This window comes from Geobacillus sp. FJAT-46040, assembly GCF_002335725.1.
Lineage (GTDB): Bacteria > Bacillota > Bacilli > Bacillales > Anoxybacillaceae > Geobacillus > Geobacillus thermoleovorans.
Map to the genome: position 1 here is coordinate 705866 of NZ_NISS01000001.1, position 23062 is coordinate 728927.

19 protein-coding genes and 6 pseudogenes are annotated in these 23062 nt (G+C 53.3%); 22 read left to right on the forward strand and 3 right to left on the reverse strand.

Translation table 11 applies throughout. The features are described 5' to 3' along the window. Nucleotides 1-107: 107 nt before the first annotated feature. The 3 genes and pseudogenes from CD000_RS18015 to CD000_RS03830 form a co-directional block, all read left to right on the forward strand. Nucleotides 108-299 (forward strand): annotated as a pseudogene (locus CD000_RS18015) (IS1634 family transposase); the annotation flags it as partial. Between the two features lie 2155 nt (nt 300-2454). Then, a pseudogene (locus CD000_RS19525) lies at nt 2455-2625 on the forward strand (ATP-binding protein); the annotation flags it as partial. Nucleotides 2626-2691: 66 nt separating this feature from the next. Beyond that, a complete protein-coding gene (locus tag CD000_RS03830) occupies nt 2692-3276 on the forward strand; it encodes a Uma2 family endonuclease (protein WP_011231854.1) in 585 nt (194 codons plus the stop codon). Between the two features lie 94 nt (nt 3277-3370). Here CD000_RS03830 and CD000_RS19000 read toward each other — a convergent pair. Continuing rightward, a pseudogene (locus tag CD000_RS19000) lies at nt 3371-3505 on the reverse strand (type II toxin-antitoxin system HicB family antitoxin); the annotation flags it as partial. Nucleotides 3506-3691: 186 nt separating this feature from the next. Between CD000_RS19000 and CD000_RS03840 the strand changes: the two are divergent. The 13 genes and pseudogenes from CD000_RS03840 (at nt 3692) to CD000_RS03905 (ending at nt 16507) form a co-directional block, all read left to right on the forward strand. Next, nucleotides 3692-5740 (forward strand): methylmalonyl-CoA mutase family protein, encoded by a 2049-nt coding sequence (locus CD000_RS03840; RefSeq protein WP_096224933.1) that lies wholly within the window; start codon nt 3692-3694, stop codon nt 5738-5740. Then, nucleotides 5724-7919, forward strand: a complete 2196-nt coding sequence (scpA, locus tag CD000_RS03845) for a methylmalonyl-CoA mutase (protein WP_096224934.1) — start codon at nt 5724-5726, stop codon at nt 7917-7919. The genes CD000_RS03840 and scpA overlap by 17 nt, the downstream gene beginning before the upstream one ends. Then, entirely contained in the window at nt 7916-9064 is a 1149-nt protein-coding gene (gene meaB, locus CD000_RS03850; RefSeq protein ID WP_096224935.1) for a methylmalonyl Co-A mutase-associated GTPase MeaB, read from the forward strand. The genes scpA and meaB overlap by 4 nt, the downstream gene beginning before the upstream one ends. Before the next feature lie 32 nt (nt 9065-9096). Next, a complete protein-coding gene (locus tag CD000_RS03855; protein WP_011231850.1) occupies nt 9097-9534 on the forward strand; it encodes a BrxA/BrxB family bacilliredoxin in 438 nt (145 codons plus the stop codon). Nucleotides 9535-9774: 240 nt separating this feature from the next. Beyond that, nucleotides 9775-10520, forward strand: a pseudogene (locus tag CD000_RS03865) (HIRAN domain-containing protein). A 107-nt stretch (nt 10521-10627) separates the two neighbouring features. Continuing rightward, nucleotides 10628-10924, forward strand: a complete 297-nt coding sequence (locus CD000_RS03870) for a nucleotidyltransferase domain-containing protein (RefSeq protein WP_096224936.1) — start codon at nt 10628-10630, stop codon at nt 10922-10924. A gap of 237 nt (nt 10925-11161) precedes the next feature. Further along, nucleotides 11162-12818: pseudogene (locus tag CD000_RS19005) on the forward strand (IS1634 family transposase). 470 nt (nt 12819-13288) lie between these two features. Further along, a complete protein-coding gene (locus tag CD000_RS03880; protein ID WP_233130393.1) occupies nt 13289-13696 on the forward strand; it encodes an AbrB/MazE/SpoVT family DNA-binding domain-containing protein in 408 nt (135 codons plus the stop codon). Next, complete coding sequence (locus CD000_RS03885; RefSeq protein ID WP_082825804.1) at nt 13683-14021, forward strand: type II toxin-antitoxin system RelE/ParE family toxin; 339 nt, start codon at nt 13683-13685, stop codon at nt 14019-14021. Before CD000_RS03880 ends, CD000_RS03885 begins: the two co-directional genes overlap by 14 nt. Nucleotides 14022-14063: 42 nt before the next feature. Further along, a complete protein-coding gene (locus CD000_RS03890; RefSeq protein ID WP_096224937.1) occupies nt 14064-14519 on the forward strand; it encodes an HI0074 family nucleotidyltransferase substrate-binding subunit in 456 nt (151 codons plus the stop codon). Further along, nucleotides 14500-14787: a type VII toxin-antitoxin system MntA family adenylyltransferase antitoxin gene (mntA, locus tag CD000_RS03895; RefSeq protein WP_096224938.1), complete on the forward strand. Its 288-nt coding sequence runs from the start codon at nt 14500-14502 to the stop codon at nt 14785-14787. The genes CD000_RS03890 and mntA overlap by 20 nt, the downstream gene beginning before the upstream one ends. A gap of 170 nt (nt 14788-14957) precedes the next feature. Next, complete coding sequence (locus CD000_RS03900; RefSeq protein WP_096224939.1) at nt 14958-15932, forward strand: aromatic acid exporter family protein; 975 nt, start codon at nt 14958-14960, stop codon at nt 15930-15932. 68 nt (nt 15933-16000) lie between these two features. Further along, on the forward strand, nt 16001-16507 hold the full coding sequence (locus tag CD000_RS03905) for a L,D-transpeptidase (RefSeq protein ID WP_096224940.1): 507 nt from the start codon (nt 16001-16003) through the stop codon (nt 16505-16507). Between the two features lie 44 nt (nt 16508-16551). Here the strand turns inward: CD000_RS03905 and prli42 are convergent, their stop codons facing one another. Continuing rightward, a complete protein-coding gene (prli42, locus tag CD000_RS18425) occupies nt 16552-16644 on the reverse strand; it encodes a stressosome-associated protein Prli42 (RefSeq protein ID WP_012820630.1) in 93 nt (30 codons plus the stop codon). A gap of 207 nt (nt 16645-16851) precedes the next feature. Between prli42 and mce the strand changes: the two genes are divergently transcribed. The 6 genes from mce (at nt 16852) to gndA (ending at nt 22655) form a co-directional block, all read left to right on the forward strand. After that, on the forward strand, nt 16852-17274 hold the full coding sequence (gene mce / locus CD000_RS03910) for a methylmalonyl-CoA epimerase (RefSeq protein WP_096224941.1): 423 nt from the start codon (nt 16852-16854) through the stop codon (nt 17272-17274). After that, nucleotides 17271-18821 (forward strand): acyl-CoA carboxylase subunit beta, encoded by a 1551-nt coding sequence (locus CD000_RS03915; RefSeq protein WP_096224942.1) that lies wholly within the window; start codon nt 17271-17273, stop codon nt 18819-18821. The genes mce and CD000_RS03915 overlap by 4 nt, the downstream gene beginning before the upstream one ends. 258 nt (nt 18822-19079) lie before the next feature. Beyond that, the gene (locus tag CD000_RS03920; RefSeq protein WP_096224943.1) at nt 19080-20204 is read left to right on the forward strand and encodes a tripeptidase T; all 1125 of its coding nucleotides are present in this window, start codon (nt 19080-19082) and stop codon (nt 20202-20204) included. A 108-nt stretch (nt 20205-20312) separates the two neighbouring features. Next, nucleotides 20313-20807, forward strand: a complete 495-nt coding sequence (locus CD000_RS03925; RefSeq protein WP_011231828.1) for a chemotaxis protein CheW — start codon at nt 20313-20315, stop codon at nt 20805-20807. Nucleotides 20808-20889: 82 nt separating this feature from the next. Next, nucleotides 20890-21084 carry a hypothetical protein gene (locus CD000_RS03930; RefSeq protein WP_096224944.1) on the forward strand — a complete coding sequence of 65 codons (195 nt, stop codon included), beginning with the start codon at nt 20890-20892 and terminating at the stop codon, nt 21082-21084. 161 nt (nt 21085-21245) lie between these two features. After that, nucleotides 21246-22655, forward strand: coding sequence for an NADP-dependent phosphogluconate dehydrogenase (gene gndA, locus CD000_RS03935; RefSeq protein ID WP_011231826.1), 1410 nt, complete (start codon nt 21246-21248; stop codon nt 22653-22655). Between the two features lie 68 nt (nt 22656-22723). Here the strand turns inward: gndA and CD000_RS19530 are convergent. Then, nucleotides 22724-22864: pseudogene (locus tag CD000_RS19530) on the reverse strand (response regulator); the annotation flags it as partial. Nucleotides 22865-23062 lie beyond the last annotated feature (198 nt).

Below are 23062 nucleotides of genomic sequence, written 5' to 3' on the forward strand. Positions count from 1 at the left end.
TGCGTGGCGCGATTTCAAACTTGTTTCTGACCGGACGGTTTCTGTGGATCCCCAATGCCAAACCCGAACCAGCGATGCGGTTAAGTTGATCGCAAGCATCAAAGCGCTCTCGTGTCCATGAGCAGCTGAAGCAAGCCAAGATCGAAGACGAATGGATTGACGTGGCAGATTCCGCCGCTATGACGAAAGACACAAGGGCGCAGACGAAAGCCGCCAACGCCTTTTTGATCACCGGAAGCCTTTTGTTGTTGTGGACCGTAAAAACCGCGCTGGCCCAAGGCGATTCCAAGCACATGACGTGCGAGTCCTTTACCTATATTTTACAATGGATAAGCAAACAAAATACCTACTGTAGATGAGCAAATTCACTAACATAAATTGACAACCAAACAAAAAAGTTCTTCACCAAAAGATGTATATAAGTTGCAATAAAGATTTTCCGATTGTTCGATTCTGTTTTCCTTCATAACAAGTCATTTTGATAGAATGCAGCGGGCGTTCTACTGGATGTAAAACAAAGTTTCAACTTATATACTTGACTTTTAAAGGCAAACATGACAGCAATGTTGCCCAAAGAGAAGCATGGAATAAAAAGGAAGAAATACTATTTTGGTTTTACTTATCACAATCCTCTTTTTTTGTCAAGTGTAATTTGAAATGAAAATCCTTTTAATTTTTTTATTTACAATAAATATTTTTATTTACAATAAATACTATAAATTTTATAATAAAATTCAAAGCTATCTAAAAGGAGGATTACCCAGAAATCCTCCACTTTAAGCGTTAGCTAAGTGGGAGTGGTTCAAACTTTACAGTAAAAGGAGTTTTTTGAATGGAATATATATACTTACTTATTTTACCGATAATAGGTGTTTTGTGGTTTTTGAATTTAGCAAGCTTTTTAAAAAATTTGAACAGTGATGAAAACACACTTAATCAAACAATGATAGGAGCCGTATTAACCTTTCTCTTTGTTTTTCTATATATGTACGGGTTTTTAGGAACACATTAATATTCAATCATCCCCCTGTACAAAAAAAGATGGGACTGCCTCCACTTATCGGCTAATGCCGGTGGAAGTGGGGGATTCTTGTTTCCTTTGCAAACAAAATACTGCCGATTATCCCTTCTTTCGTGCATTTGGCCTTTGGATCCCGCTTGGCGTTCAAACAATCCGTCTTGTTAAGCATTGCCTACTCATTGAGCAAACTCTTCAATTCCGTTTCATACTTTGAAGGAACGAAACCATATTTCCCTGTTTTTTATCAAAGATAATCGTGTTATTCTTTTTAAACCAAATGTTGTAATTGAATAGCCTGTCCTTCGTTTTTTATGTTCGAGCCAAAAACGATAGTCAAGTTGACCTGCATCGACTTTGGTTGTTTTTGACCATTCTACGAATTTCATAATTTCCATTATTCTATATAGTGTCAAAGCATGCGCCGATTGATTAACGATTCCCCCATCGCCATCGATTTGGCGGTGGGGGGTTGCATGGCGCGATTTCAAACTTCTCTCACAAATGTGATGTATAATGGGGGCAGAAACGAATAGGTGAAGGAGAAACTCGAGATGAAACGAGCGAGCGTATGGATGCTGTTGTGTTTGTTCTTTATGCTAAGCGGCTGCGCCAATCCGTCGTTTCCCCCGGTGGCCGATTCGCTTTCTGTCGTCATCAGCCTCGATGTCAAAGCGGAAACGGTCACCTTTTTGAACGCGGAAAATGGCGGCAAGATCGCCCGTTGGAACATCAACGAACCGTTTCAAGGCGGGGCGTTGAGCCCGGACGGCCGGACGCTTCTTTTGTACGGGCGGGACCTCGACCGCATCTATCGGTACGACCTCGCGACCGGGAAGCTGCTTGGCGAATGGAAAATAGGAAGCGGCATTGTGAGCGCTGCTCCATCTCCGGATGGCCGCACGTGGTTTTTTGGCGACAGCACCCATCACGCGGTGCGCGTTGTGAGCCGGGGCGGGAAAGAGATCGCCCGCCTTTCGGTCGGACGCTCCCCGATGACGCTGCTTGTCAATCGCCAGGGAACGGAGCTGTATGCCATCGACTTTCAAGACGGCCGCGCCTTTGTCATTGATACGAGCCGCCTCCGTGTCATTCGCTCATTTTCTGTGCCGAAGATGGCGTTAGGCGGATTGATGCGCGAGCGGCAAGGGGAGCTGTGGGTCGGCGGACATGGAAGCGGAAACAAGGTGGAGAAGAATGTTCACGTCTATTCGCTTCAAGACGGCCGCTTGTTGCGGACGATTGCCGCCCCGGTCATGCCGGTTGATTTTGTCGAAACAGGCCGCGGCGTGTTTGTGCTAAGCCACGGTTCGAACACGATCTATCAGTTTTCAAAAGAAGGAAAACAGCTCGCTTCGGCGTCTGTCGGCGCCAATCCGTTTGCCATGGAAGCGGCAGGAAGCCGTTTGTATATTGCGAGTTATGACAGCGATGGCTTTTTCCGCGTCGACCGCGCCCGCACCCGCAAAGAAGGCGGCACCGGCTTGGGGCTTGCCATCGTCAAACAAATCGTCTCTCTTCATGACGGCGCGATTTGGTTCGACAGCGACCTTGGACGCGGGATGACCGTATTCGTCCGCCTGCCGCTCGTTCGGGAAGAGGAATAAACATCGTTCAAGACACAGGAATGGATGATGTATAATCAATATAAAATTAGGAGGCAGGTGGAGGATATGGGTTCACCAGAAAAGGAACAGGCCCCTATGACCTACAAAGAGTATGCGACATGGCCGGAAGGAAAACGGTGCGAGGTCTTGGACGGGAACATCATTAGCATGGCGCCGTCGCCGACACCGGAACATCAATCCGTTTCGCTCCAACTTTCTATTGAATTCGGGATGCATCTTCGTGGGAAGGATTGCCGCGTGTTGGCCGCCCCGATCGATGTGTATCTTTTCGAAGATCATCGAAAGGGATGGATGGATGAAAACGTCCGAAACTGGGTATGCCCCGATCTTGTCGTCATCTGCGACAAAAACAAAATTCAAAAAAACCGCATTGTCGGGGCTCCGGATTTGGTCGTCGAGATCTTGTCCCCCGCCACGGCCAAAATCGACCGGATGGACAAACGGATCGCGTACGAGCGGGCCGGGGTGAAGGAATATTGGATCGTTGACCCGGCGAATCAAGTGGTGGAAGTGTATTTGCGCGGAAAAACAGGAAGATTGGAACTTCATGGAGTGTACAACCGGGATGACGCCGTTTTGGTTCATGTATTGAAGGATTTCGTGATCGATTTGCGAAACATTTTCCAATGAATAAATGGCAGTTGAGATTTTCGCTAAGCGGCGATTTGGAGGGGGACGAGGGAGCATCGTCCAAGAGAGCATGCAACAACGCCCTCTTCCTTTCATGTTTTTTCAGGGCTTCTTGGAGGATTTGTGAATCGTTGAGATGGTGTTGTTTCGCCAAGTCATCGAGCCATTTCGGGATCGTTCATGTTTTTTTGACCGCTTTGTTTTCCATTTCATGGCGAAATGGTGGCATCAGCAAGTTGTTTGCCTTTTTGTTCATTGCCCAAACGCGGCCGATGTACTACAATAAACATAGAAACCGTTTTTTCCCACACGAAGCGTCATCAGCGCTTCGTTCTGAGCAGACGGGTTCGAGAGGGAAAGGTGCGGCTTGAAAAGAAAGCGGTTTCTTATGTCTGGAAGGCAAAGGGGGATCGGAATGAGCGGTGTCGCAAAGATGAAGGAAGCGGCGTTTCCGGCTCCGACGGTGGAGGAGTGGGAGCGGGAAGCGGAAAAGTCGCTGAAAGGCAAGCCGCTCGAGCGGCTTGTATCGATGACGTACGAAAACATTGCGGTCAAACCGCTCTATACGCGCCGCGATGTGGAGGCGCTCGGCCCGCTTGAGCAGTACCCGGGCTTTGGCCGCTATGTGCGTGGGGCGCGGCCGGAAGGGTATCGGGGCGAGCCGTGGAAGGTGAGCCAGGAGATTTCGGCAGCGAGCCCGTCCGACTGGAACGAGGCAGTGAAGCACGACTTGGAGCGGGGGCAGACGGAAATCCATCTTGCCCTTGGCCGGCTGCCGTTTGCCGTCGAGTCGGTTGATGATGTGGCGGCGATGTTGGATGGCGTGCCGCTGGACCGCTATTCGCTCCGTGTGGACGCCGGGGCGCGGTCGCTTTCGTTTTTGGCGCTGTTGGCCGCTTATTTAGAGGAACGGGGCGTCCCGCTATCGAGCGTACGGGGCGCGATCGGCATGGATCCGCTCGGAGCGTGGGCGGAGCAGGGGACGCTCCCGTGTTCGCTTTTGCGGCTGTATGATGAAATGGCGGAAGCAACGAAGTGGGCGAAGGAACAGATGCCTGCCGTTCGCACGATTTTGGTGCGCGGCGAACCGTACCATAACGGCGGGGCGAACGCCGTGCAGGAGCTCGCGTTTTCGTTGGCGGCAGCCGTCGAGTACATCCGCGCCGGGTTGGACCGGGGCTTGACGGTTGATGACATCGCGACAAGGATGCAAGTGTCGCTCGCCGTCGGAGCCGACTTTTTCATGGAAATCGCCAAGCTGCGGGCGGCGCGGCGGTTGTTTGCGCAAGTGATCGAAGCGTTTGGCGGCGGTGAATCAGCAAGGCGGATCGAGCTGCATGTGCGCACGTCGCCCTTTACGAAAACGGTGTACGACCCGTATGTGAACATGCTCCGAGCGGCGGCGGAAGCGTTTGCGGCCGTTGTCGGCGGCGCCGATGGCGTGCACGTGTCGCCGTTTGACGAGGCGCTCGGACTCGCTGATGAGTTTTCGCGGCGCATCGCCCGCAACACGCAGCTCATTTTGCTCGAAGAGGCGCATGTGGCGAACGTCATCGATCCGGCGGGCGGCTCGTATTATGTGGAAACGTTGACCGCCAAGCTCGCCGAAGAAGCGTGGAAGCTGTTCCAGCGTGTGGAGGAAAAAGACGGCATGGCGAAGGCGCTCGAAGACGGCTTCGTGCAGACGGAAGTGGAAGCGGTCGCCAAGCGGCGGCTGGATCGTGTCAAGACGCGGAAGGAAAAAATCGTTGGCACGAACGTGTACGCCAATTTGGAGGAAACGCCGGTCGAAAAACCGAAGCAAGCCGCGGCGAACGAGTTGCCGCCGCTGGATGAAAAGCGGGTGGCCGATATTCGCGCCTCGCTCGCGGGCGGGAAGTGGATGGAAGCGGCGATTCGTGCGGTTCGCCGTCGAGCAACCGCTCGGGAGATCGCGGCGGCGTTGGTCGATGGGAACGCGGTTGTTGCCATCACGCCGATTCGGGCATGGCGCTTGGCCGAGCCGTTTGAGCGGCTGCGCAAGGCGGCCGAGAAGCATGCGGAGCGTACGGGAAGCCGGCTTTCCGTTCACTTGATCAATATCGGGCCGCTTGTCCGCCATCAAGCGCGCGCCGATTTCATCGCCGGGCTGTTTGCGGCCGGCGGGGTGGCGGCTGAGCGGAGCGATGGCTTTGCCTCGGTCGCGGAAGCGGTCGAATGGGTGCGGAACACGAACGGGACGCATTATATCGTGTGCGGCGCCGATGACGATTACCCGGCGTTCGTTCCAGCGTTGGCTGAGGCGTTCAAGCAAGCCAAGCCGAACGCGAAGCTGTATGTCGCCGGAAAGCCGCCGGAAGAGCTTGAGAGAACGTACGCGGACGCGGGCGTGGACGGATCGATTCATCTCGGTTCGAACGCGTACGATGTGATCGTGGCGTTTCTAACGGAAAGAGGGGTGGCGCTTGATGGCGAAGTACGTTGATTTTACCAACATGACGCTTTCCGACGCAACGGCCGATGTGGATGAGAAACAGTGGAGAGACGCGGTGGAGCGGCGCGTGCAAGCGTCGATCGATGAGCTGTTGTTTCAGACGAACGAACACATTGCGGTGAAGCCGCTTTATACAAAGGAAGACATCGATGGGCTCGATTTTCTTGATTATATGCCCGGCTTGCCGCCGTACTTGCGCGGGCCGTACCCGACGATGTACGTCGTGCGGCCGTGGACGATCCGCCAATACGCCGGCTTTTCGACCGCCGAGGAGAGCAACGCCTTTTATCGGCGCAACTTGGCGATGGGGCAAAAAGGGCTGTCGGTTGCTTTTGACTTGGCGACGCACCGCGGCTATGACTCCGACCATCCGCGCGTCGTCGGCGACGTCGGCAAAGCGGGGGTGGCCATCGACTCGGTGCTCGATATGAAAATTTTGTTTGACGGCATCCCGCTCGACCAAATGTCAGTGTCGATGACGATGAACGGGGCGGTGCTCCCGATTATGGCGTTTTACATCGTCACCGCCGAAGAGCAGGGAGTGACGCAAGACAAGCTGTCCGGCACGATCCAAAACGATATTTTGAAAGAATATATGGTGCGCAACACGTACATTTATCCACCGGAGATGTCGATGCGCATCATCGCCGACATTTTCGCCTATACGGCCAAATACATGCCGAAATTCAACAGCATCAGCATTTCCGGCTACCATATGCAGGAAGCCGGGGCGCCGGCCGATCTGGAGCTGGCGTACACGCTCGCTGACGGGCTTGAGTACGTGCGCACCGGCTTGAAAGCCGGCATTGACATCGACTCGTTCGCGCCGAGGCTGTCGTTTTTCTGGGCGATCGGCATGAACTACTTTATGGAAGTGGCGAAACTGCGGGCCGCGCGCCTCATGTGGGCGAAAATGATGAAAACGTTCAATCCGAAAAATCCAAAATCGCTCGCTCTAAGGACGCATTCGCAAACGTCGGGCTGGAGCTTGACCGAGCAAGATCCGTTCAACAACGTCGTGCGCACGCTCATCGAGGCGCATGCGGCGGCGATGGGGCATACGCAGTCGCTCCATACGAACGCCTTGGATGAAGCGATCGCCTTGCCGACCGACTTCTCGGCGCGCATCGCCCGCAATACGCAGCTGTACTTGCAGGAAGAAACCGGCATTTGTCGGACGATCGATCCGTGGGCCGGTTCGTATTACGTCGAGACGTTGACGAACGAACTGATGAAGCGGGCGTGGGCGCATATCGAAGAAATCGAAAGCTTAGGCGGGATGGCGAAAGCCATTGAAACCGGCATCCCGAAAATGCGCATCGAAGAAGCGGCGGCCCGCCGCCAAGCGCGCATCGATTCAGGAGCGGAAACGATCATCGGCGTCAATAAATACCGCCCGGAAAAAGAAGAGCCGATCGACATTTTGGAAGTCGACAACACCGCCGTGCGCCAGCGGCAAATCGAGCGGCTGAACGAGCTAAAGGCGACGCGCGACAACGAGCAGGTCGAAGCGGCGCTTGACGCCATCACAAAAGCGGCGGAAACGGGCGAGGGGAATTTGCTCGAGCTTGCCGTCCAAGCGGCGCGCGTCCGGGCGACGCTCGGAGAAATTTCGTACGCGATCGAAAAAGTGGCGCGCCGCCATCGCGCCGCCATCCGCTCGATCAGCGGCGTTTACAGCTCGGAATACAAAAACGAAGCGCAGCTCGAGCGGGTGAAGCGGCGGGTTGAGCAGTTCGCCGAACTCGAAGGACGCCGCCCGCGCATCTTGATCGCGAAAATGGGGCAGGACGGCCATGACCGCGGGGCGAAAGTCATCGCCACGGCGTTTGCTGATTTAGGGTTTGACGTCGACATCGGCCCGCTCTTCCAGACGCCGGAAGAAACGGCGCGCCAGGCGGTCGAAAACGATGTGCATGCCGTCGGCATCAGCTCGCTCGCCGGCGGGCATAAAACGCTTGTGCCGCAGCTCGTCGAGGAGCTTGAAAAACTTGGCCGCGATGATATTTTGGTCGTCGTCGGCGGCGTCATTCCGCCGCAAGACTACGCGTTTTTGTATGAGCACGGCGCCGCCGCCATTTTCGGACCGGGCACGGTCATTCCGGAAGCGGCGGAAAAAGTGTTGGATGAAATTTACGCCCGGCTTGGCTATGAGGAAGTGAACCAATGAACGGCGAAGAGAAACGGCGGGAACAGGCAAGCGGCCAGAGCACAGTTTCGGACGGACAGCCGCGGCGCCCGGAATGGGCGGACGGCAATGGTCTGTCGTCGTACGTGCAAGCCGAGCGCCCACCTGCGCCGAAGCGGCTCGTGCGGCGAAAAGAACGATCGGTTAAAGAATACGTCCAAGGAGTGCTCGCCGGCGACCGCACCATTTTGGCGCAGGCGATTACGCTTGTCGAAAGCAATGCGGCCAGGCATATGGATCTCGCCCAGCAAGTGCTCAATGAACTGCTTCCGCACGTCGGCCGCTCGATTCGCATCGGCATCACCGGCGTGCCAGGGGCGGGAAAAAGCACGTTCATTGAAGCGTTTGGCACGTTTTTGTGCGAGCAGGGCCATCGCGTCGCCGTCTTGGCCGTCGACCCGACGAGTTCGTTGACCGGCGGCAGCATCCTCGGCGACAAAACGCGAATGGAGGCGCTCGCCCGCCATCCGCTTGCTTTCATCCGTCCGTCCCCATCGGGCGGGGCGCTTGGCGGCGTACACCGAAAAACGCGCGAGACGATGATGCTGTGCGAAGCGGCCGGCTATGACATCATCCTCGTCGAGACGGTCGGCGTCGGGCAAAGCGAGTTTGTCGTCCGAGGGATGGTTGACTTTTTCTTGTTGCTCGCCTTAACCGGCGCCGGCGATGAGCTGCAAGGCATGAAGCGCGGCATCATGGAGCTGGTCGACGCCATCGTCATCAACAAGGCGGACGGCGATAATAAAGAAAAAGCAAAAGCGGCGCAAAAAGAATACAACCAGTTTCTCCATTACCTCCGCCCGGCCACGCCCGGCTGGGAGACGAAAGCGTACACATGCTCGGCGCTTTTGGGAGAAGGGATCGCCGACATGTGGCGCGTCATTCAAACGTTTGTCGAGACGACGAAGCAATCCGGCGTCTTTTTCGACCGCCGCCGCCAGCAGCAAAAAGACTGGATGCACGCCATGATCAAAGAATATGTGGAAACGCGCTTTTTTGCCGATCCGGTCGTGAAAGAAAAGCTCCCGATGCTCGAGAACAGCGTCATTTCCGGCGCCAAACCGGTCACCGCCGCCGTCCGCGAGCTGATCGAGGCGTATGAACGGAAGCGAGGCGGTGAACTGTGATATGATAAAGGCAAATCGAAGGAGGTGTTGAGATGTTCCAATTTCAATTTCCGCTCTATAACGACATCGTCGAACAAGCGCGGCGCGAAGCGGTCGAAGCCGGATTTGAAGAACTGCGCACGCCGGAAGACGTCGATGCGGCATTCCGCCGTCCGGGCACAACGCTTGTCCTCATCAACTCGGTGTGCGGCTGCGCCGGCGGCATCGCCCGTCCGGCAGCGGCCCACGCGGTTCATTACGACAAGCGCCCGGACCATTTGGTGACCGTCTTTGCCGGCCAAGACAAAGAAGCAACCGCCCGCGCGCGCGAATATTTTGTCGGCGAGCCGCCATCCTCGCCGTCGTTCGCCTTGTTAAAAGACGGGAAATTGTGCGCCATGCTGCACCGCCACGACATCGAAGGGCACGAACCGGTCGCCGTCGTGCAAAAGCTGCAGGCGCTGTTTGACGAATATTGCGAGGAAGTGTGAAAGGAGAACCCGAAGTTCGAAAAGGGACTTCGGGTTTTTGCATGACCATTATTGTTTGTGATAATAGAAATGAAGAAGGAAATTGATCGTATCAGTCAAATAAATGAGCAACAAGTCACAACTGTTTTAGATGGTGTTTCAGAAAATGTCATGAGTAAAATTTACAAAGAATGGGTATTAAAATTATTACAGTATCGAAAAGAATGGCTCGTGAATTGGTATATGGAGGTGAAATAAGCGATGCGCCCTTTTGTGCTTTGGTTAATTTGGCAAAATGAATGTACTCGGCAGCGATATCATATTGGAAACTTATTACACGATGGGGATAAGTATGTATTTTATTATGAACGTAGCAGGAAGAGAAGAGGACTGTTCGAAGCACTAGAAAACGGTTATCAACCTCATTTGTCGTTTCCGGATATAGGAAAAAATACGTTTCTAACAGATTGTTCGGGCCTTTTGAGCGGCGTTTGCCTGACCGGCGCCGTCCGGATTTTTTAGAAATTTTGCGGACATACGGCTTGCCGCGCGATTGTACAGATATGGATATGTTGCGAGCGACTGGTGGTAAACTTGCGACAGATTCTTATGAATTTGTAGCGCCAATTTATGTATCGGGAAATCATTTCGATTTTGATTTTTATGTCGCGGGTTGGAGATATTACGAGGGAGATCGAGTAATTCAATATCTTAAAGTGGGGGATAAGGTACATTTTCGATTAGAGCCGGAGAATAGGCAAGATTCTAAAGCAGTAGAAGTGTTAACAGATGAAGGGTGTAAGCTAGGGTATATTCCTGCTTTCTATAGCGAGTTTATGTTTAACCTTATTCAAAATAACGGGCGTTATATGGCGAGAATTGAATCAATTCATGTTGAGGCTTTTCCACAGCGGAAAGTAAATATAAGTGTCTACGGTGAGCTCCTTCCATCTTGCCAGACGCAAGATCTCGATATGCTACATGAAATATCGTTAGAAGTGATTTAGTCTGTTCACTGTTTTCTGAAGTAGGCATGTTTGATTTCAGATGAATGAATATGTCCACGAAATCGAAACGCTACTGCAAAACATCAAAGAAGAAGTGATCGACCGTGATGTATGGAATGAGCCCGACCGTGTTTGAACGGCTGATGGCGTATTTCGCGGGCGAAGAAGATATACAAAAAGTCGTTTTGTTCGGCTCGCGGGCGCGCGGCACGGCCCGCTACAATTCCGACATTGACTTGTGCATGGACTACACCGGCAAGCAAAAGTGGAAAATCAAAGATGACATTGACGAGATTGTCGGCATTTATTCGTGTGATGTGCTCTTTTTCGACGCGCTGAACGAAGCCATCAAGCGCCAAATCGAGCGCGACGGGAAAACGATTTATGAGAAATCTCCGTCGTGAGCCTAGGCGGCTTGCCCTGCATGAGTGGGCGGCTGTTTTTTTGTGTCCGGCGGCCTTAGGGCAAGCGCGCTGTCCGTTTTTCAGTTGCATCGAAAGCGCTGTTATCGGTACAATGGAACTCACATTTCGCACCCTCCCGACAAATCGCACCCTCCCGACAAAAATCGGGAGGATTTTTTTTCGCCTTGCGTCGAATGAATCTTTGAAACACAAGGAAAGCGAAGGAGTTTTCACACCATGGGCATTCCAATCGATGCGGTCTATGAAGGTTCCTATTTGAATATAATAAGTGCCATATTCAAGAAGCTTGGCCTCCCCCAGTTGATTGACCGTCTCGTTCCGGTCGATCCTCAATGCCAAACCCGAACGAGCGATGCCGTTTAGGCCATCGTCTACAATCTTTGACGGCCGGCAAGCGCTCGTTCACTTGGAACGATGGGCGCATGAGATCGACTTGCCCAAGCTGATCCGTCTTGGACTTCACCCCTCTTGGTTCAATGACGACGCTTTGGCGCGCCATCTGGATCGCCTGTATGAGGCCGACATCCATCACGTCACGTCGGCTTGTCTCGTGCAGATCTACAAGAAGGAAGACCTCCCTCTTTGGGTGTTTCATGCCGATACGACCGATAAGACGGTATATGATGCGTACGAAACGAACTCGACCGAAGGCTTGCAAATCACCTATGGCTACAATCGGCATCATTATTGGCAAAAACAGATGGGATTCGGGTTGGTCGGCAATCAAGACGGCCTTCCGTTTTACGGAGATGTGCACGACGGCCATCTGCCCGATAAGACATGGAATCCTTCCGTGTTGGCACGGATGAAAGAATAGTTTGAACGCGCGGGAATCGAAGACGAATGGATTTACGTGGCCGATTCGGCCGCCATGACGCGCGGCACCTTGGCGCAAACGAAAGCCGCCAACGCCTTTTTGATCACGCGCGGCCCGGCTTCGCTTCGGATCGGCAAAACGGCGCTGGCCCAAGCCGATGCCGAGGACACGCCGTGGAGCGATCCGTTCGTCTTGGCAGAGAAAAACGGCGCGGCGTATCGAGTGTGGGAAACCGCCTCGACGTATGAAGGCCATCCGGTTCGGCTGATCGTCGTTGAATCCAGCGCGCTGGACCAACGAAAAGGAAAGAAACTTGAAAACAAACGGAAAAAAGAAGCAGAGCTTCTTTCACAAGAACAAGCCCAATGGGAGAGCCGCCTGTTTTCCTGCCGGGAAGACGCCGAACAAGCGCTGGCGTCTCTCAAGGCTTCCCTTCGCCCTCGGTTCCATCGCGTCGAGGCGTCCGTTGACGAGGTCATTCGCCCGAAAAAACGGCGCGGACGGCCGAAAAAAGGGGCGGAACCGGAGGTGGAAACGCGGTTCGCCCTTCGCCTGAACGCGGCATTCGACCAAGAGGCGTGGGAGCGGGCGAGACGGAAAGCGATCCGTTTTGTCTTGGTCACGACCGTTCCGGAGGAATGGAAGGGCCAACCGATGGACGCGAAAGAGATCTTGAAGCTGTATAAAGGCCACATCTCGGTGGAAATGAACTTAGCCTTTTTGAAAGACCTGTTCTTTACGGATGAAATCTATGTAAAAAAACCGGAACGAGTCGCGGTGCTGGGGTATTTGTTTTTGTTGGCGTTGGCCATTTATCGCGTCTTCCAGCGCCGGGTGCGCCAATTCATTACTCCGGAGCAGCCTCTAAAGGGCGCAGGAGGACGCAAACTGACCCGGCCGACGGGGCAAGCAATCTTTCAGTTGTTTCAGTATGTCAAAGTGGTGCTTCTCAAGCAGCCAGACGGGCAAATCCAACGTGCGTTAAGCCAACCGCTCACGTACGAGCAGCGAAGGATTCTGCAAGGGTTGGGGTTGGACGAGAGCATTTACGTCTAATGGGATAAAGAACGACCAGCGATGGTAAAAAAAGGATTGCCATCGCTCGTTGTGTTGGTTCAAAAGTTATTCTAAAAAAACAAATAAAAAATCCTTTCGTTCTACTTAGTAGGGGTGCGAAATGTGAGTTCCAATGTCAAATGAATCCTTGAAATACAAGGAAAGTGAAGGAATTTCCACACCATGGACGTTCGAATTCGTATCATTTATGAAAGTTCCTATTTGAAATAATAATCGCTATCTTTGAGGACCTTGGCCTCCATCAATTGAGCGTCGTTTTGTTCAGGAATTCTCCGCTTTGTTCCACTAGGATGTTAGTGTTTGCATCAATCTATTCCTCTTCCGCAAACATTGAACACTTCTCCTCCCTACGGTATGGGAAAATCATTGTGTTTGTTTCCCCACCATGCTATGATCATTAGTAAAGAAACCAAGAAATTTGGTTATTTTTTTGGAAGGAGGGGAATAATATGGTGCCATCAGATTCGATGACAAAGGAGAAGGTACCGATGGACAATATCCCTAACCGTAAGAAAAACCTTGTGAAACGAATTGCCGTATCGAGCAAAAAACAAATTACGATCCCAAAGGATTTTTATGAGCAATTAGGAATTGGAAACGAGGTGTTAATTGAGTTAGCGGATAATAAGTTAATTATTCATCCGATTCATGAGGATCATTTTGACTTTTCCGATCTGATTTTAAAAGACTTGATCGAAGAAGGATATACAGGCGAAGAACTATACAAAGAATTTGTATACCGTAAATCGCAAATTGCCCCTGCATTCAACGCGATGATTTCTGAGGAAAGACCGAAGGCAAAAACGTATACCGCGGATACGTTAGAGGAGTTATTTGGTGAAGATGATGAACCATAATCGACTGCAATTGCTTCCGAAAGCAGAAAAAGCCATTAAAAAATTGACAAAAAAGGATGCAGCTCTGAAGCAGCGTTTGATCGAAGCCTTGCGGCAGATTCTTACCGATCCCGCCGAAGCAGGGGAAGCGAAAACTGGTGATTTGGCAGGAATTTACGGTTATGACATTTATCATCGAGGCATCAATTATGAGATTGCTTATTTGATCGACCAAGATGACAGCGGACATGTTGTGGTCGTGGTTTTGGTGGGGACGCGTGAAAATTTTTACGAAGAGCTGAAGCGTTATATGAAGACGAATCAAGCGCCATTTTCGAAGCCATAGATGCAGATCCATTTAGGACAATGGGCAAAGGAGAACGATGGCATGGATGAACGAGAATCGATTGTATTATCGTACCAGCGCGCGTTTCGATTGTTGCTTCATTTGAAGAATGTCATTGCCGCGTCGAAGCAAGTGTCGGCAGAAGATGAACTGCTGAAGGAAGTATATCGTGATTCGATCGTGAAAAAGTATGAAATTTTGGAAGACCAGCTCTGGAAGCTGTTGTCGCGAATTTTCAAAGCGTCCGGTCTGGAATTGAACAACCCGCGGGCATGTTACCGCCAGGCGTTTAAGGAAGGGTGGATTCAGAATATTGATGTATGGAACGATATATTGCACTTGCGAAACGCTGCAGCCCATGTATATAACGAGGAAGACTATGAACAGATTAAAAACCGAATTGTATCACAATATGTCCATGAAATTGAAGCACTGCTCAAATACATCAAAAAAGAAGTGATCGATCGTGACCTATGGAATGAGCCCGACCGTGTTTGAACGGTTGATGGCGTATTTCGCGGGCGAAGAAGATATACAAAAAGTCATTTTGTTCGGCTCGCGGGCGCGCGGCACGGCCCACTACAACTCTGACATTGACTTGTGCGTGGACTACACCGGCAAACAAAAGTGGAAAATCAAAGAGGATCTTGACGAGATTGTCGGCATTTACTCATGTGACGTGCTTTTTTTCGACGCGCTGAACGAAGCGATCCGGCGGGAAATCGAGCGCGACGGGAAGACGATTTATGAGAAATCTCCGTCGTGAGCCTAGGCGGCTTGCCCTGCATGAGCGGACAGCCGCCTTTTTTGTCCTTTTGCGCCTGTTGGGACAGATCGGCTTCGGAGCGGAGGCCAGGATTGTCCGTTTTTCCTTGCATCGAAAGCGCCGTCATCTGTACAATGAAGTCGGCAACCATTGGCAAAGGAGACGGCGCGATGAAAATCGGCTATCGGACATTGAAAACGGCGGTGGGGGCGGCGCTGGCGATCGCCATCGCTCAGCTGATCGGCCTGCATAATTTCGCTTCCGCTGGCATTATCGTCATTTTATGCGTCCAAGTGACGAAAAAGCGGTCGCTTGAGACCGCTCGGGCCCGTTTTGCGGCGTGCGTCGTTGCGGTCGGGTTTGCGGCGTTGTTTTTTGCCGCCTTCGGCTATCATCCGTGGACGATCGGGCTGTTGCTTTTGTTGTTCATTCCGGTGACGGTTCGCTTGAAAATCAATGAAGGCATTGCGACAAGCTCGGTCATTATTTTGCATTTGTATGCGGCCCAAGACATCACGTGGGGATTGGTCGCCAATGAGATCTTGCTCGTGGCGGTTGGCATTGGGGTAGCGCTGCTGATGAACATGTACATGCCGAGCGCCGAGAAGGAGCTCAAAGAGTACCAGCGCATTGTCGAAGATTTGTTTCGCATTATTTTAAAAGAAATCGTCCGCTACTTGCGCACAAATGAGCTTGATTGGGATGGAAAAGAGCTGCCGCTTGCCGCCGAGACGCTCGACAAAGCGAAAAAACTCGCCATGCGCCACGCCGACAATCAATTATGGCGGAATGAGGATGAATATGTCCGCTACTTCCGCATGCGTGAGCGGCAGTTGGAAATCATCGAGCATATGCTTCCGCTTGTGACATCGCTCGTCTACACGGTCGAGCAGCGGATGATGGTCGCCGATTTTATCGACGAATTAAGCGACGCCATTCATCCGGGAAATACGGCGGACCGCTTTTTGCGGCGCCTTGCCGAGATGCGCGAACAGTTTAAAGCGATGCCGCTGCCAAAGACGCGCGAGCAGTTTGAAGAGCGGGCGGCGTTGTTTCATTTGGTGCGCGAATTGGAGCGATATTTAATCATCAAAAGCGAATTCCATCCCGGAAACGAACGAAAACCGCAGCGGCTGAAGGCATGATGCAGGGCATATGTTCATCCGTTTTGGCGCACACTATAGCCAAACATTCAAGCAAAGGATGGACGGATATGCGGGTATGGTTGGCCATTTGTTTCGTGCTCACCGCCCTGTTGGGAGCGCCTTTCCAGACAGCGGCGGAGGCGAAGCCGCTTGTCATTGTGAACAAAGCGATCAATAAGCTCGCGCTCGTCCGCGACGGCCGCATCGAAGCCGTTTATCCGGTGGCGACCGGGGTCAATGCCGATTTGACGCCGGAGGGGATGTTTACGGTGACGGTGAAGGCGAAACACCCGTATTATCGGAAAAAGAACATTCCAGGCGGGGCGCCGAACAATCCGCTCGGCACAAGGTGGATCGGCTTTAACGCGCGCGGGACGGACGGGCGCACGTACGGCATTCATGGCACGAACAACCCGGCGTCGATTGGCGGCTACGTTTCGCAAGGCTGTGTGCGCATGCACAACCGCGATGTCGAGCAGCTGTATGAACGGGTGCCCATCGGCGCCAACGTGCTCATTCTCCGCAGCAACGAATCGCTTTACGCCATTGCCAAACGGTACGGCGCTGTCCGATGAAAAACGCAAGCTCCGAAACGGAGCTTGCGTTTTTTTGGGCAGGTTTAAAACCACATGCTGATGCCGGCGAGGAGCGTCGTCAGCAGCATGCAAATGAGCATCAAGTAAACCACGAATTTTTGCGTTTTCCGCGACAACGGTCCGTCCTCCTTCCGTCCGCTGTTCTACGTTTATTGTAACGGCAAACCGCAGGGCGGACAAGGAAAAATGTCCGATGCCAAGCGAACCGATCCAAGGCTCGACCGTGGCGCGGACAAAGAAAAACAAAAAAGCAGGATTTTTTGTCGAAACGGCGAATGATAAAATGTTGGCCTCATCATTTTGCGGCAAAGGGGATGCAGACGATGGAAGTGAAAAAAGTCGACCATATCGGCATTGCCGTCCGCTCGATCGAGAAAGCGCTTCCGTTTTATACGGAGGTGCTCGGCCTGCCGTTTCTTGGCATCGAGGAAGTCGAGTCGGAGCAGGTGAAAGTGGCGTTTTTGCAGGCCGGAGAGGCGAAACTGGAGCTGCTTGAGCCGCTGTCGCCGGAGAGCGCGGTGGCGAAATTTATCGAAAAGCGCGGCGAAGGGATTCATCATGTGGCGCTTGGGGTTGAAGACATCACCGAGCGCATCCGTGAGCTGAAGGAGCATGGCATCCGCATGATTCAAGATGCGCCAAAACGCGGCGCCGGCGGGGCGTGGGTGGCCTTCATGCACCCGAAATCGACCGGCGGCGTGTTGTATGAGCTTTGTGAACGGACGAAAACGGAGGGACACCAATGAGCGACATGTACGATAAAATCAATGAATTATATGACCGCCGACGTGAGATTGAACTGGGCGGCGGCGATGAGAAAATTGAACAGCAGCACGCGAAAGGGAAGCTGACGGCGCGCGAGCGGATTGACTTGCTGTTGGATGAAGGGACGTTTGTCGAGCTCAATCCGTTCATCGAGCACCGCTGCACCGATTTTGGACTTGGCGAAAAGAAGGGGCCGGGCGATGGGGTCGTCACCGGCTACGGGAAGATCAACGGCCGCACCGTGTTTGTGTTTTCGCAAGATTTCACCGTCTTCGGCGGGGCGCTTGGGGAAATGCACGCGAAAAAAATTGCGAACATCATGGATTTAGCGGCGAAAACCGGGGCGCCGGTCATCGGCTTGAACGATTCGGGCGGCGCCCGCATTCAAGAAGGGGTCTTGTCGCTTGACGGGTACGGGCACATTTTTTACCGCAACGCCATTTATTCCGGCGTCATCCCGCAAATTTCCGTCATTATGGGGCCGTGCGCCGGCGGGGCCGTCTATTCGCCGGCCATCACGGATTTTGTGTTCATGGTCGAAAAAACGAGCCAAATGTTCATCACCGGTCCGAAAGTGATTGAAGCGGTGACCGGGGAGAAAATCAGCGCCGAAGATTTAGGCGGCGCCCGCGTGCACAACACGATCAGCGGCAACGCCCATTTTGCGGCGGCGAATGAAGAGGAAGCGCTCGCCGAGGTGCGGCGGCTCTTGGGCTATTTGCCGTCAAACAATAACGAAAAGCCGCCGTTTGGCCCGATTCCGGACGGGGACGACTACCGCCCCGATTTGGCCGATGTCGTGCCGATTGACGCCGTCCGCCCGTACGATGTGCGCCACGTCATCGCCCACGTCGTCGATGACGGATCGTTTCTGGAAGTGCAAAAAGATTTCGCCAAAAACATCGTGATCGGCTTTGCCCGCATCAAAGGCGAAGTGGTCGGGCTTGTGTGCAACCAGCCGAAGTTTATGGCCGGCGGGCTTGACATTGATTCGTCCGACAAGGCGGCGCGTTTTATCCGTTTTTGCGATTCGTTCAACATCCCGATCATTACGTTTGAGGACGTCACCGGCTTTTTCCCGGGCGTCAAGCAGGAGCACGGCGGCATCATCCGCCATGGGGCGAAAATTTTGTATGCCTACTCGGAAGCAACGGTGCCGAAAATTACGGTCATTTTGCGGAAAGCGTACGGCGGCGCGTACGTCGCCTTAAACAGCAAATCGATCGGCGCCGATGTCGTCTATGCGTGGCCGAACGCCGAAGTGGCCGTCATGGGGCCGCAAGGGGCGGCGAACATCATTTTCGCGAGCGAAATTGAAAAAAGTCCGAATCCGGAAGAAACGCGGGCGCAAAAAATTGCCGAATACCGCGAGAAATTCGCCAATCCGTATGTCGCCGCCAAATACGGCATGATCGATGACGTCATCGACCCGCGCGATACGAGAATCAAGCTCATTCAGGCGCTCGAGATGCTTCGAAACAAGCACGAGGAGCGGCCGAAGAAAAAGCATGGCAATATTCCGCTGTAAAAACGGGGTCAAGGGGCCCCGTTTTGTTGCTTGGCCTCTATTTTCGCATACGGATTCGCGTCCATCAGGCTCATTCCGCTGCTATGTCTCCCATTGCTTACGGATTTTTTCGTCTGTCGAACCCGGGAGCTCGCGCTGGCGCATTGCGAACGTGGCTGTCAGCGCTGTGCGTGCCGATCGTTCCGGCGTCCGGTTTGGCTCTTGGCGGAACATTTCGGTATACTTAAGGTGGAATACATAAGCAGGAGGAAAAAAGCGATGGTCAATGAACAGCGTCTTGTCGACGAATTTTTGGAACTCGTGCAAATCGATTCGGAAACGAAGCATGAAGGGGACATTGCGAAGGTGCTCAAACAAAAGTTTGAAGCGCTTGGCCTCGATGTGATCGAAGACGATGCGGCCGCGAAAACGGGGCATGGGGCAGGCAACTTGATTTGCACGCTCGCCGCGACGAAAGACGGGGTCGACCCGATTTACTTCACGTCGCATATGGATACGGTCGTGCCGGGCAAAGGGGTGAAACCGTCGATCCAAGACGGCTATGTCGTCACCGACGGGACGACGATTTTAGGGGCGGACGACAAGGCGGGCTTGGCGGCCATGTTGGAAGCGATTCGCGTGTTGAAAGAACAAAACATCCCGCACGGCGTAATCCAGTTTATCATCACCGTCGGCGAAGAGTCGGGGCTTGTCGGGGCGAAGGCGCTCGATCCGTCGCTCATCCAAGCGAAATACGGCTATGCCTTGGACAGCGACGGCAAAGTCGGCAACATCGTCGTCGCCGCCCCGACGCAGGCGAAGCTGAAAGTCGTTGTGCATGGCAAAACCGCTCATGCCGGTGTGGCGCCTGAAAAAGGGGTGTCAGCCATTACGATTGCGGCGAAAGCGATCGCGAAAATGCCGCTCGGCCGCATCGACGAGGAAACAACGGCCAACATCGGCCGCTTTGAAGGCGGCACGCAAACGAACATCGTCTGCGACCGCGTCGATATTTTAGCGGAAGCCCGCTCGCTTGTCCCAGAAAAAATGGAAGCGCAAGTGGCGAAAATGAAAGAGGCGTTTGAAACGGTCGCCGTGGAAATGGGCGGCCGCGCCGATGTCGAAGTGGAAGTGATGTACCCGGGCTTTAAGTTCAGCGACGGCGACCATGTCGTCGAGGTCGCCAAACGGGCGGCGGCGAAAATCGGCCGGCCGTGCAAGCTCGAGCGAAGCGGCGGCGGCAGCGATGCCAATATCATCGCCGGCTTCGGCATTCCGACGGTCAACCTCGCTGTCGGCTATGAAGAGATCCATACGACGAACGAGCGGATGCCGATTGAAGAGTTGGTGAAGCTGACAGAGATGGTTGTCGCCATTGTCGAGGAAGTCGCCAATGCCGAATGAGCATCCCGAGGCTGGATGCTCTTTTTTCTTGAACCTTTCGGTAAACATTCGGCCGGAATGAGCCGATAAAAAAAGCAGAGTGCGAATCACGAAAGAGGTGGCGGGGGAATGGACAAATACGTGGTGTTTCGCGTCGAGCGGGAACAGTACGCCGTTTCGATCGCGTATGTCGTCTCGATTGAGAAAATGACGGCGCCGACGGCCGTGCCGCATATGCCGGATTGTATGGCGGGCGTTGCGCGCATCCGCGGCGAGCTCGCGCCGGTGCTCGATATGCGAAAGCTTCTATATGGGAAAGCGATCGAGGAAACCGAGCAGACGCGTCTTGTCGTCGCCGCGGTCGACGGGTTGTCGGTGGCGTTTATCGTTGACGAAGCAAAGGAAATTGTCGATATTGAACCGGAAGCCATCAAACCGCTGCAGCTCGTATCCGCGGAGCGCACGCCGTATGTCGTCGGGATCGCGACGCTGCCGGAGCGGTTGCTCACGGTGCTGGATCCGCGCGTCTTGTTTGCCCATTTGGAAGAAGCGGACGCGATTCGCGAGCAAGTGGCCGCCGCCCAGGCCGCGGCCCAGGTCATCCAAGAGGAAGAGACGGTATAGGTGTTTGCCTATACCGTTTTTTCTTCCGCGCATATCCTAATCATGGAAATGAACTTCAACTCATGAAGAGGAGGCGCATTCCATGGTTCGACCGTTTGGCCCGTATCCGGGCGGCTTTTATCCGCCGTACTTTGGCGGCTACGGCTATCCTCCATACGGTTATCACCATCATCATTGGCATGGAGGGTATGACGGCTATCATCACTTCCCGTATGGCGTGCCTTATGGTCATTACCCGTTTGGACCATACGACTTCCCGCACTATGGAGGCTACTAAGCATGAGGGGCGTTGCGCCCCTTTCATTTTCAATATGAAAATGGCAAACAAATCCGTCGTGCCGCCTCGTTCCTAAATCGGTTTAGAAAAACTTGCAGGCAAGCGCAAACGTATGGTATGTTGTTTGATGAACAAACCAAAACGGAAAGGGACGTTGGACAATGGCGAAACAGCAAATCGGCGTCATCGGACTGGCGGTCATGGGGAAAAACTTGGCGCTCAACATCGAAAGCAAAGGCTATTCGGTGGCGGTCTACAACCGTTCGCGCGAAAAAACGGACGAGTTTTTGCAAGAAGCGAAAGGAAAAAACATTGTCGGTACATACAGCATTGAAGAATTCGTCAACGCCTTGGAAAAACCGCGGAAAATTTTGCTGATGGTGAAAGCGGGCGCGCCGACGGACGCGACGATCGAACAGCTGAAGCCGCATTTGGAAAAAGGCGATATTGTAATTGACGGCGGCAATACGTATTTTAAAGATACGCAGCGCCGCAACAAAGAACTCGCCGAACTTGGCATCCACTTTATTGGCACGGGCGTCTCGGGCGGCGAGGAAGGGGCGCTGAAAGGCCCGTCGATCATGCCAGGGGGCCAAAAAGAAGCGCATGAGCTCGTGCGCCCGATTTTTGAAGCCATCGCCGCCAAAGTCGACGGCGAACCGTGCACGACGTACATCGGTCCGGACGGCGCCGGGCATTATGTCAAAATGGTGCACAACGGCATCGAATACGGCGACATGCAGCTGATCGCTGAAGCGTACTTCTTGCTCAAACATGTGCTCGGCATGGATGCTGCAGAGCTGCACGAAGTGTTCGCCGACTGGAACAAAGGCGAGCTGAACAGCTACTTAATCGAGATCACGGCCGACATTTTCACGAAAATCGATGAAGAAACAGGCAAGCCGCTTGTTGATGTCATTTTGGACAAAGCCGGGCAAAAAGGGACGGGCAAATGGACGAGCCAAAACGCCCTCGATTTGGGCGTGCCGCTGCCGATCATCACGGAATCGGTGTTCGCCCGTTTCCTCTCGGCCATGAAAGACGAGCGCGTGAAAGCAAGCAAAGTGCTGGCAGGCCCAGCGGTGAAGCCGTTTGAAGGCGACCGCGCCCACTTCATCGAAGCGGTGCGCCGCGCGCTTTACATGAGCAAAATTTGCTCGTACGCCCAAGGATTTGCGCAAATGAAGGCGGCTTCTGAGGAATACAACTGGAACTTGCGCTATGGCGACATCGCCATGATCTTCCGCGGCGGCTGCATCATCCGCGCGCAATTTTTGCAAAAAATTAAAGAGGCGTACGACCGCGATCCGGCGCTTTCGAACTTGCTCTTGGATCCGTATTTCAAAGACATTGTCGAACGCTACCAAGACGCGCTCCGCGAAATCGTCGCCACCGCGGCGATGCGCGGCATTCCAGTGCCAGGATTCGCAAGCGCCCTCGCCTATTACGACAGCTACCGCACCGCGGTGCTCCCAGCCAACTTAATCCAAGCGCAGCGCGACTACTTCGGCGCCCACACGTACGAACGCGTCGACAAAGAAGGCATTTTCCATACGGAATGGTTGAAATAAGCGAAAAACCCTTAGAGCCGAAGGCGGTTCTAAGGGTTTTTTGGTGCTTGATGAAACGAAAGCTTTCCCAAGTGCGGCTTGCAAGCAGAAAACTCTTCCATCACACGGCCGAAATCGCGGATGCCGCAAACGTCGTACGACCATTGTTCCAAACGTGCTTTGATTTCTTGAAACAACGTCACATCATCTTCAATGAGCAAAATGTTCAACTTTGCCTCACCCCACTTGTTTCTATTGGGAGCTCCGTTTTCATTATATTTGTTTGACCGTTCGGGGGAAAGGAGGTTCAAAATGGAAAGCATGAAAATGCATTACACAGCAAAGCGATGGCCGCTGTTCGTGATCGGCGGCAGTTGGTGCATGCGGCCGAACAGGGGGCGTATGGCAAAAAGAGCTTGAAGTGATGA